Origin of the sequence: Sphingopyxis sp. (genome assembly GCF_016793825.1) — a bacterium.
Classification (GTDB): domain Bacteria; phylum Pseudomonadota; class Alphaproteobacteria; order Sphingomonadales; family Sphingomonadaceae; genus Sphingopyxis.
Genome location: NZ_JAEULM010000016.1, coordinates 91,937 through 103,271 on the forward strand (window position 1 = coordinate 91,937; position 11,335 = coordinate 103,271).

Sequence of the window (11,335 nt, forward strand, 5' to 3'; positions counted from 1 at the left end):
CGCCAGATGGATTTGGCAGCTCCGGCGTCGAGCTTTTCGAATCCGCGGCACGGGCAGGGGCAGGGTCGGGTCGACGGGCGACAAGCCGGTCATTCTGCGCGCCGCGCGACCGAAATCGACCAGATCATATGAAAATACTATGCGAGGCGGCATTTCATTCTCTCGAATTCAAACGCGCCCCGCTCCTATTCGGTAGCCCGCAGACGACTCGTGCCACGTCCCGTGGCCAGCGCCTTGCTGGAGCAACACCATGCAGGATCTCATCTGGGTCGGCATCACCCTCACTCTCCTCGCCGCGAGCCTCGGTTATGCGCGGCTGCGCGCATCTGGGTGGTGACCGCGAATAGCCCGGCATCACCGCGACAGGCACCATCTTTGCGTCCACTGCATTCTGGTGCCCATGACCGAGCAACCGATACCGTAGCGTAAACTGTTGCTTTTTGGTCACTAATACAGGGAAAATTGGTCGTTTTCTCGCGCGCGCGTTGACGCGGGAAGGCGGTTGGCTACAGCGGCCGCCACCGTCGGCATCTCCCACCTAGGTCCTATTGGACCTGCGCTTGGCGGTTTTGGAGAGAGAAACCATCATGAATTTGCGCAACATCTTGTTGGGCGCCACCATGCTGTGCGCCGCGACCACCCCCGTTTTCGCCTTTGCGCAGGACGCCACTCCCGCCGACGATGCGGCGGCGGCCGACACGACCGACTATGGCAACGAGATCATCGTGACCGCGTCGAAGCGTTCGCAGACGCTGCAGGATACGCCGATCGCGGTCTCGGTCACCTCCGCCGCCGATCTTCAGAACGCCCAGATCCGCGACCTCATCGACCTCCAGTCGGCGGTCCCCAGTCTGCGCGTCTCGCAGCTTCAGTCGAGCGCGAACACCAACTTCATCATCCGCGGTTTCGGCAATGGCGCGAACAACGCGGGCATCGAGCCTTCGGTCGGTGTTTTCATCGACGGCGTCTATCGTTCGCGCTCGGCCGCCCAGATCGGCGACCTTCCGAACGTCGAACGGATCGAAGTGTTGCGGGGCCCGCAGTCGACGCTGTTCGGCAAGAACGCATCGGCAGGCGTGATCAGCATTGTCACGCAAAAGCCGCAGTATGAATTCGGCGGTTCGGTCGAGGCGAGCTATGGCAATTACGACGCCATCGTCCTCAAGGGCAACATCACCGGCCCGATCAGCGACACCGTCGCCTTTTCGCTCGGCGCCAACTTCAACCGTCGCGACGGTTATGCGCAGGACTTGAAGCTGAACACCGATGTCAACGACCGCAACCGCTGGGGCGTTCGTGGACAGTTGCTGTTCGAACCGACCGACGCGCTGTCGATCCGCCTGATCGGCGACTATGACAAGATCGACGAGAATTGCTGCATCGCGGGCAACGTCATCGCCGGCCCGACGGTCGCGATCACCAACGCGCTTGCTGGCGGCGCCAGCGTCGATGCCAACAACCCGTTCTCGTACAAGGTTTACAACAACTTCCTGTCGTCGAACGAGATCGAGAACTACGGCGGATCGGCCCAGATCGACTATGAAATGGGCAGCCTTGGGCTGACCTCGATCACCGCCTATCGTCAGGTGCGTGCGCTCACCAACCAGGATTCGGATTTCACCGGTGCGGACCTGATCGGGGAGAACAGCCAGAATCTGGGCATCGATACCTTCACCCAGGAGTTCCGGGTCACTTCGGACTTCGACGGTCCGCTCAACTTCCTGCTCGGCGGCTATTATTTCAACGAGAAGATCAAGCAGAAGAACGATATCCGCTTCGGCGCGGATTTCCGTCCCTATGCCGGCGCGCTGATCAATCCGGCTGCGGTTCTGACGTCGCCGAATCCGCGCGCTGCCGGAAATGCGGTGGTCGCGGGCCTCGAGCAGCAGATCGGCGGGATCCTCGGCAATCCGGCACTTTATGCCGGCCAGTTCTTCCGGCAGGGGGACGGTCTCGACGAATCTTACCGCATGAAGGACGAAGCCTTCTCGATCTTCGGAACGGTCGATTTCGAGGTCACTGACCGACTGACCCTCACGATCGGCGCGAACTATACGAAGGACCGCAAGCGTTTCTCGACCAATGTGATCAGCAGCGACGTCTTCTCGGGCCTCGATCTGGTCGGCATCGGGCGGACCGCCATCACTCAGCAGGGCATCGCCACGACGGTGGGCAACGCCCTGGGTCTGGGGCGTCTTGCAACCGCGGCCGAGATCGGAGCCTTTGCCCAGGCGCAGCCCGCCGCCTTCGGTCAGATCAACGCCGGGGCAGCGGCTTTCGCCGCGGCGAACCAGAATAATGCGGCGGTTAATCCGCTGCTGGCGCTCCGGCCGCTGCAGTTCCTGCCGCCGTTCCTCAACGTTCCGAACGCTGTCGAGCCCGGCAAGACGAATGACGGCGATCTGTCGTACAGCGTGCGTGCCGCGTATGAGCTGACCGATACGGTCAATGTCTATGCGACCTATGCGACGGGCTTCAAGGCAAGCTCGGTCAACCTTTCGCGCGACAGCCGGCCGACGGCGGCCGACCTGTCGGGGATCATCGCGGGCGGCCTCGGCGTTCCGAACCTGGTTTCGGGCTCGCGCTTCGCCGCTCCTGAGGAATCGACGGTCTATGAGTTCGGGCTGAAGGGCCAGTGGTCGGTCGCGGCGGTGAACATCGCGGTGTTCAAGCAGTCGATCAAGGGCTTCCAGTCGAACGTCTTCACCGGGACGGGCTTTGCGCTCGCCAATGCCGGCAAGCAGTCGACCTTCGGTATCGAGTTCGACGGTTCGGTGCGCCCGGTGGACGGCCTCAACCTGACGCTGGCCGCGACGTATCTCGATGCCAAGTACGACAGCTTCGTGAACTCGGCATTCGGCGATATCTCGGGCACCACGCCCGCCGGTATTCCCGAACTGTCGCTGTCGGTCGGCGGAACCTACACCTACGAATTCGCAGGCGGGACCAAGGCGATCGCGCATGTCGATTATGCTTATGAAAGCCCGGTCCAGATCGTCGAAGGCCTGACCGGCTTCCCCGCCAGCGTCGCGAAGAATCTGAAGCGTGAAGTGAACCAGCTCAATGCCTCGTTCACCGTTGCGCTGACGAACGGTTTCGAGCTGGGCGTGTGGGGCCGTAACCTCACCAATGCGCAGTATCTGACGACGATCTTCCCCGCGGTTGCCCAGTCGGGCAGCGTATCGGGCTACCCCAGCCAGCCGCGCACCTACGGCGTGACTGGTCGCTTCAAATTCTGATCGCGTCCGGGGCGGCACGCACCCCGGCGCTTTCGGACAAAAAGAAGCCCGGCCTCTCGTTCGAGAGGCCGGGCTATTTTCGTTTTGGATGTGATTAGAATTTGATGCCGGCACCGATGCCATAGCGGCGCGGTTCCAGCGTGAAGATGTTGGTGAACAGGCCCGACGACTGATCGGTCAGATACAGACCCGTCGTCGCGTTGCTGTCGAAGATGTTCTGAATAAAGCCGCGGACGTACCAGCGATCGCTGTCGCCGTTGAGCTGGATCTGGGCGTTTGCCTGCGCATAACCCTTCACCTTGTTCACCCGGCCGTTGAAGATGTTGCCATAGCTGTCGCCCGTGTAGGTCAGATCCATGCGTGGGACGAGTGACATGCCGCTGCTGAAGTGGATCGTATGCTGAACGCCGGCCGAGAATTTGACATTCGGTGCCTGCGGCAGCTTGTTCCCCTTGATGCTGATCGGCACGCCGCCGCCATAAGCAGTGATGGCGCCGTTGGTCCCCGCCGCGGCCGCAACCAGCGCGTCGCAGCTCGAGAACGCACCGCTGCCTGCGCCGAGACCCGAGTCCGACGGGAACGGCGTCGGACCGCGCAGCCCGGTAGCCGCCGTCAGCCCCTTGCTCGCGTTGATGCCGTTGTTGACCGCCGTGACGAAAGCATCCGCCGCCGCCTGGCCGCCGACATTGGCGACGATCGCGCAGTTGAATGCCTGGCCGATGTCCTTGATGATCACCGAGTTCGGCAGGCCGCCCGAGGGATCACGCTGGTTGATGAACAGCGTATCGTCCGTCACCTTGGTGTTCAGATAGCTGAAGCCGAGGTTGATCAGCCAATCCGGATCGGGGCGGATGATGCCTTCCGCTTCGAAGCCCCAGATGTCGGCGTCGACGTTATCGTTGAGCGACGTACGCGCGACGATACGGCTGAGCTGCAGGCCTTTGTACTTGTAGTAGAAGCCGGTCAGGTTCAGCTGAAGCGCCCCGTTGCCGAAGGTGTTCTTTGACCCGATTTCGAATGCATCGACGATTTCCGAATCGAAGGATTCGGTCACACCCGGGATGATCACCTGCAAGGCCGGATTGATACCGCCCGATTTGTAGCCGCGCGAATAGGACGCATAGAGCAGATTGTCGTCGGTGATCTTGAAATCGACGACGGCGCGGCCAGTCACTTCGTCGAACTTGAACGTCCGGTCGCGGAACATCTGGGCGCCGGGGAGCCCCGTTGCACCGGTGTCGGCGTCGAACGTCCCCGCATAGGGCGAGTTGAAGATCGAGCCGGTGGTGCCATAGGGCACAAGGAAGTTCGCGAGCGTCGAGTTCGATATGTCGTGCTTCTTGTCGTTGTTATACCGGACGCCAACGGTGAACTTCAGTCGGTCGCTCGCTTCGAAATAGGCTTCGCCAAAAATCCCGTAGGATGTGAGCTTGAACACCTCGTCGTGGTTCTTGAAGTAGGGCGATCCCAGATAGGATGGCGGAAGGCCCCGCGACAGGGCGGTGAAGGTGCCGAACAGCGAAGCGAAATAGTCGATCGCGAAGGCGTTGATGTAATAATCGCCGTTCGTCGTCTTCGACTGCGAATAGATACCGCCGAGAAGGAAGTTGAACGGTCCGTCGAAGTCGCTGGTGATGATGGATTCCGCCGCCCAGCTTTCGTTCTTCGCCACCGAGCGGTCGAACGCGAGGGGACCTGCGCCGCAGACGCCGTCGCCGCCGAAAACGCCAAGACCGTTCGGATTGGTGTTCGACGTGCAGAGTTGACCGGCCGGTCCATCGGGAATCAGCGCGGCCGCGATCGGTGCGAAATAGGCGTTGGTGCCGGGCAGCCCCGGAATGCCGTTCGCAGCAAGGAAGGCCAGCGAATTCAGGCCCTGCTGAAGCGGCGCGCGGCTGGCGACGTCGAGGTTATAGTCCTGCCGCGAATCGATGCGGGTACGCTGGTAGATGCCCGTCAAGCCGACGTTGATCGTGCCGAAGCTGTGATCAAGATGCGCTTGTGCCTGAATTTCGTCGGTGAAATACTCGGGCGTGAAATCGGTGTTGACCGTCCGGACGTCTTCGGGCTCGACCGTGCCGGCGTTTGCGTCGGGGCCATAGAGGCTACCCACGCCAAGACCAAGCAGCGGTGAAATGCCGTTGAGGCCGAACACTTCGCGCGAACCCAGCACGCTGGGGAAGGTGGAGTTGCCGTTCACCTTGCCATATTCACGGCGGTTGTTGAGGCAGCCGAGCACGCCTGTCGGATCGCGCTGACAGAGCTGCTTCTGGATGCGCAGACGGTCATCCTTTTCGCGGAAATAATAACCCATCAGGTCGATCGTCGTGTCGGGGCCGGGTTCCCACCGCAGCGATCCGCGGATCGCGTACATATCGCGGCCGTCGATATGGCTGTTGTCGAACAGGTTCTTCGTATAGCCGCCCCGCTTCAGATAGAAGCCCGCGACACGAGCGGCAAAGGTATCTCCCAGCGGGATGTTGACCATCCCTTTGACCTTATAGGCGTCGAAGTTGCCATATTCGCCATCGACGGCCGCCTGGAACTGGCCGGGCTTGGGCTTGGCCGTGACGAAGTTGACCACGCCCGAGGTGGCATTGCGTCCGAACAGGGTGCCTTGCGGTCCGCGCAGGACCTCGATGCGCTCAAGATCGAAATACTCCGTTTCGAAGAGGCGCGTGCCGAAAAGCGGCGAGCCGTTCACATGGATCGCGGTCGCACTGTCGCAACTGAAGCCGACGCAAAGGTCGCCGATACCGCGAATGGTAAAGCTGGATCCCGTGAAGTTCCCCTTGGAGAAGGTGACGTTCGGCAAGGTCAGCTGAAGATCGGAGGCGTTCTCGATCTGCTGCGCTTCCAGCGCTTCGGCCGAAAAGGCGCTGACGGCGATCGGAACGTCCTGCAGACGTTCGGCCTGACGCTGTGCCGTCACGACGATTTCGCCGCCGAAGGCATCTCGCTCCGTTTGGGGCGCGTCCTGCGCATAGGCCGGCGTTGCCACCGCCATCGCCAAGATCGACGATCCGATCAGTCCTTTGAACCTCATCTACATCCTCCCTTTTTCGAACCCGCCTCTACGGGGCCGCCCAAACTTGAATTTGTGTTTTAAAGGGGAGGGGCCGTAACCAGACACGGCGAGGGACGCCGGGCCGCGCAAGGCAGGCGCCTGTATCCATCCCTCAGTCCAGCGCCGCTGGTCATCGTCCTCTCCCACCGGCGTCGGGGAAGAACGCCGGCATCTCCGGATCACGGTTCGCTTTTGCGAACTCTGTAATGTCAGGAAGGTGCGCCGAGTTGACGAAAGCGTCAAGTGACTTGTTATCGGTGAAAAAGCCCGGATTCCGGCGCCCGTACCAAATCAGGAAAAGTACAGATTCCGCAACGTAAACTTGGCGGAGGGACCGAAAATCTTTGATCGCCGGGGTTGCACGCGCCGCATTTCGCGTCGAAATGTGCGACATGATAGCAACAGTGAAGGCAGGGCGACGATGACGGTGGAACTAGGTCCCGACGGCAAGCCGGTGGTCCCGGATCATGTGCTGAGCGCGGTCCGTACGCTCATCGAATGGACGGGCGACGACCCGACGCGCGAAGGGCTTTTGGACACGCCGAAGCGCGTTGCCCGGGCGTGGCTCGAATATTGCCAGGGCTATCATGAGGATCCGGCGATCCATCTGTCGCGGACTTTCGAAGAGGTCGGTGGCTATGACGAAATCGTCATGCTGCGCGACATTCCGTTCCAGTCGCATTGCGAGCATCATATGGCGCCGATCACGGGCAAGGCGTCGATCGCCTATCTTCCGCGCGACCGCGTCGTCGGCATCTCCAAGCTGGCGCGGGTCCTGAACGGTTTTGCGCGGCGACTGCAGGTGCAGGAACGGCTCACCGCCGAAGTCGCCAAATGTATCTGGGACAATCTCCACCCGCATGGCGTCGCGGTGGTGATCGATGCGCAACATGGCTGCATGACCGGCCGCGGCGTGAAGACGCCGGGTGTCGGCATGGTGACAAGCCGCCTGCTCGGCAGTTTTCTGGATGATGAGCGCAGTCGCAAGGAAGTGCTTGCGCTGATGGGATATTAGCGCGCCGCGATTCTATTTTCGCCACATCCGCAGCAGTTGATACTGGACCGCCTGCAAGCGGGTGAAGGTTTCTGCAGCCATGTTGCCGCCCTCGATCGCCGCGACCTCGTTCAGTTCGTACATCAGGTTGCGCTTCTGAACGTCGGGGATCAGGCTCTGGATGAAGGTGATGGCGACAAGGCGTTCGCCGCGTGTCACGGGTTCGACTTCATGCAATGTGTGCGAGGGGTAGATGATCGCGGCGCCTGGTGCTTCCTTGAAGCGCAGGTCGGCATTGCCAAGCTGAACGCGCAGCGCGCCGCCGTCATAGTCGGCCGGATCGTTGATGAAGACCGTGCAACTGACGTCGGTGCGAAGTTGCCCGTCGGGTAGCGGGATATAGGCGGCATCGGGGTGCAACCCATATTGCATGCCCGGTGTATAGCGGGTGAGCAGCGGCGGCGCGATTCGCGCCGGGAACGAGAATTCCATGAATTCGGGATTCTGCACCATCGCGTCGAGCAGGATTTTGGACGAGCGTTCGTAGGCACCGGCATCGTGAAGCTGCAGGTTGTTTTTCACCTTCGAATGCGGATTGCTGATTCGTCCGTCGACGAATTTTCCCGCCGCCGCGATATCGCGCAAAGCGCGCACCTGCGCGTCGTCGAGAAGCTGGACTAGCTTGAACATTCGTCTTCCTATCGGATCGGCAGATCGGCGAGCTTTGTATAGCGTGCAGCGAGCGCTTCAACCCACGCGGTCGCCTCGGCGATCGCGGCGTGATGGTCGGTCGCCGCTTGCGCCTGCAACGAACGGCGCAGATCGGGGCTATAGCCATGTTCGGGCGCCTTCGAATATTGCCGCATGATGGGCCCCGCGAGCACGGCCTCGATCCGCGCCCGGTCGGCCGGCAGGCCGAAATGGCGGCATTGGGCATCGAGCGCGGCCGCCGGGTCGGCCAGCATCACCTCGAAGTCGGCCCACAGGATATGCGGCGCGCCTTGCGGCAGGCGATGCTGCGCGGTCGTCATTTCGCAAAGCCAGCTCATCGCGACGCGGGTTACGGGCGGCAACTGCCACAGGGCGTGTGGAAAGTTGGGCAGCAGGGTGGCGAGCCGCGCCATGCGCGCGGGCGCCTGGGCCAGCGTCTCGGCCATCGAGGCTTCGCCGGCGAGGATCGTTTCGAGATAGCGCGGCAGGGATGTGTAGAGGAACAGGGCCTGGCCGCGCGGCCCGGTCAGGTCGTTCGCGATCGCGGTAATGACGCTCGATGCCTTGACCATCGTGCGCTGGCCGGCATGAAACCCTCGGCTCAGCCAGCCAAGCGCCTGCGCCAACCGCGTGCGGTAGAGGTCGGGAGACCAGACCGATTCGGGACGGTCGATCCGCTCCGCGATCTGCGCAAAGCTGCGGAGCAGCATCGGTTCGCGCAGAGGCAGGCAGCCGCTCGCTTCGGCGAGCAGGCGCGAGGCGAGCGTCGAGCCGACATGACCGATGTGGAAGATGAAGTCGGGCCGCGACGCTCCGCCCACGTCGGGGAGGGCGTCCCACGGCTTCCATTCGCGCCCGATGCGATCGGTCAGGAGCCGCTGGTCGAGAAAACTCGCCGCCCGATAATCGCCTTCGCCGAGCAGCGCGATCAGCACGCGGTCATTTGTGAGATCCGCCATATGCGGCAGTAAGCTCGCGTCGGCGGCGAAGCGGTGCTGAAAGGGATCGTCTGCCATCGCCTGTTGCATAGAAAAGGCGGCGCGGCTTGGCCAGACAGGAAGGGGTCTTCGGCTATGGTCGGCTTTGGGGTGGGAGGTGGACATTCGACAATGCGCTAGACTCCCCTCCCGCAGGCGGGAGGGGCAGCGAGACTTGCGAACTTGTTCGGTAGTCGCAGCGGGGTGGGCACCTGAGACGGTGCTGCCCCACCCCCAACCCCTCCCGCCTGCGGGAGGGGAGAAGAACGTTCACAAACGGTCGCTTGCCGTCATTGCTTCCCAATCGTGAGCAGATGGCGGGAACGGGGTGGATTCCTGACGTAACCTCATTCCTCGCACCATGCGCCTTCTGCCGTTACCTTACCGCCTTCGATCGTGGCAAAGCACCCCGGATTATATTGCGTTGCGTCGCAAACCCCATTTGCTGTCTGCCCCGGCTTAGGGAGTTGAGTCTGCGGCGCTCCATCAATGCTCAAGAGGCACCGCCCCTGACAATCAGCCTTCCCAGTGCACACCTTTCCGCCATCGGCATAGCGGAACTGACAGATCGGAAAGCCGAAAGCGCTCCGACTTTCATAGCCACCTTTCGCTTTGCAGGTGCGGCTTTCCGAGGCACCCAAGTACTTGGCGGGAGTGGTGCAACTTCCGATGACCACCACAGCTAGTAAGGCCGCTGCAGTCCCAGCGAAACGAGGTGAGCGGATTAACATCGCCCCATGATCCCATAGGGTATGATCGTCCGCAATCGGTCGTTTCCTGCCATTTAATCCAGTTCGGCAGCGAATGGCCGGAATGGGGTGTATTCTGTTGAAGAAGTCGCCCGGCGGACTGCGGAGGGTGGGATGCGGACGGGAGGCGAACGGCCTCCCCACCGTGATCAGGCGGTGGCGAGGTGCTGGATCGGGAAGATCTTTGCCATTTTCCGGAGGTTTTGGGCTGCGGCGGCGAGGTGGAACTCGTCACGGGCACCATTGGGACCGCGCAGGCGCAAGCGGTCCAGTTTCAGGATGCGCTTGAGGTGGGCGAACAGCATTTCGACCTTCTTTCGCTCTCTGCTCGACACAAGATAGGCGTCGGTTGTCGCGATATCGCGGGCCATGTCGCGCGCGCCTTCGTGGATCGAACGCGTAATCTTGCGGGCGAGCGCATTGGGCGTGCATTGCGGCTTTAGGGCACACCCTTCGCAGTCGTGCTGACGCGCGCGGTAGCGGATGGAGCCATCCTTATCGATCCCGGTTCGCGGCGTGCTGAAGTTGCGATTGGACCGCCGCAAGCGGTTACCACCCGGGCAGGTATAGCTGTCGTCGTCATGGTCATAGATGAAGTCGGCCCGCTCGAAGCTACCATCATCGCGACCGGATTTTTCGAACACCGGGATATGCGGCTCGATGCCTTTCTCTTCCACCAGCCACGCCAGGTTCGCCGCGGAGCCATAGGCTGCGTCCGCTACAAGCCGATGCGGCCAGATGCCGAAGCGCTCCTGTGTCCGGTCAATCATTCGTCGCTGTGCTGTCACTTCGGCCTGCCGAACCGACGTTGTCGCCTCGACATCGACGATCACCGCATGATCGAGGTCGATCAGATAATTGGTGCTGTAGGCGTAAAAGGCCCGCTCACGCGTGGCCGCCGTCCAGCGCGAAGCTGGATCGGTGAGCGCGATCCGCTTCGGCTGCACAGGCGTCGAACCGCCGAACGCCGCATCGTCCAGCACCTCCAGATATTCGCGAACGGCGCGGCCCGTCACATCGGGCGGCAGGCCTTCGTCCCCGGGCACAGATCGACGACGATATACATCGGCCCGGATCAGGCTCGCATCGACGGCAAAGCCTTCGCCGCCGACCAACCCTTCCGCCATGCAGCGCGACACCGTCATCTCGAACAGCTCGCGAAGCAGATCGCTGTCACGGAAGCGGCCATGCCGGTTCTTCGAGAAGGTCGAGTGATCGGGAACAGCTCCCTCTAGCCCCAGCCGACAGAACCAGCGATACGCGAGGTTTAAATGGACCTCCTCGCACAGCCGCCGCTCCGACCGGATCCCCATGCAATAGCCGACGATCAGCATCCGGATCATCAGTTCCGGATCGATCGAGGGCCGACCCGTCTCGCTGTAATAGGGGCGTAGATGCTCGCGCAGATCGCCCAGATCAACAAATCGGTCGATCGACCGCAGCAAGTGGTCCGTCGGCACATGATCCTCTAGGCTGAAGCTGTAGAACAGCGCCTCCTGCATCACCGTTCGCTCGCCCATCATCAGCTGTCTCCCGATAACACGACAACTGAATCATTCCTCGCGCCTAACTGCAAGCGGGAGTTTTTCAACAGAATA

6 protein-coding genes are annotated in these 11,335 nt (G+C 61.8%); 2 read left to right on the forward strand and 4 right to left on the reverse strand.

Annotated features, from left to right (window positions below; all coding sequences use genetic code 11):
* Positions 1 to 587: 587 nt before the first annotated feature.
* Complete coding sequence (locus tag JNM03_RS03655; protein ID WP_294034459.1) at positions 588 to 3,239, forward strand: TonB-dependent receptor; 2,652 nt, start codon at positions 588 to 590, stop codon at positions 3,237 to 3,239.
* A gap of 94 nt (positions 3,240 to 3,333) precedes the next feature.
* Here the strand turns inward: JNM03_RS03655 and JNM03_RS03660 are convergent, their stop codons facing one another.
* A complete protein-coding gene (locus JNM03_RS03660) occupies positions 3,334 to 6,285 on the reverse strand; it encodes a TonB-dependent receptor (RefSeq protein WP_294034461.1) in 2,952 nt (983 codons plus the stop codon).
* A 442-nt stretch (positions 6,286 to 6,727) separates the two neighbouring features.
* Between JNM03_RS03660 and folE the strand changes: the two genes are divergently transcribed.
* Positions 6,728 to 7,321 (forward strand): GTP cyclohydrolase I FolE, encoded by a 594-nt coding sequence (folE, locus tag JNM03_RS03665; protein WP_294034462.1) that lies wholly within the window; start codon positions 6,728 to 6,730, stop codon positions 7,319 to 7,321.
* Between the two features lie 12 nt (positions 7,322 to 7,333).
* Here folE and JNM03_RS03670 read toward each other — a convergent pair whose 3' ends face one another.
* The 3 genes from JNM03_RS03670 to JNM03_RS03680 all read right to left on the reverse strand — a co-directional run bounded on the left by JNM03_RS03670 (position 7,334) and on the right by JNM03_RS03680 (position 11,260).
* Positions 7,334 to 7,990 (reverse strand): Fe2+-dependent dioxygenase, encoded by a 657-nt coding sequence (locus JNM03_RS03670; protein WP_294034463.1) that lies wholly within the window; start codon positions 7,988 to 7,990, stop codon positions 7,334 to 7,336.
* Between the two features lie 8 nt (positions 7,991 to 7,998).
* Positions 7,999 to 9,027 carry a hypothetical protein gene (locus tag JNM03_RS03675; protein ID WP_294034464.1) on the reverse strand — a complete coding sequence of 343 codons (1,029 nt, stop codon included), beginning with the start codon at positions 9,025 to 9,027 and terminating at the stop codon, positions 7,999 to 8,001.
* Between the two features lie 859 nt (positions 9,028 to 9,886).
* A complete protein-coding gene (locus JNM03_RS03680; protein ID WP_294034466.1) occupies positions 9,887 to 11,260 on the reverse strand; it encodes an IS1182 family transposase in 1,374 nt (457 codons plus the stop codon).
* Between the last annotated feature and the right edge of the window lie 75 nt (positions 11,261 to 11,335).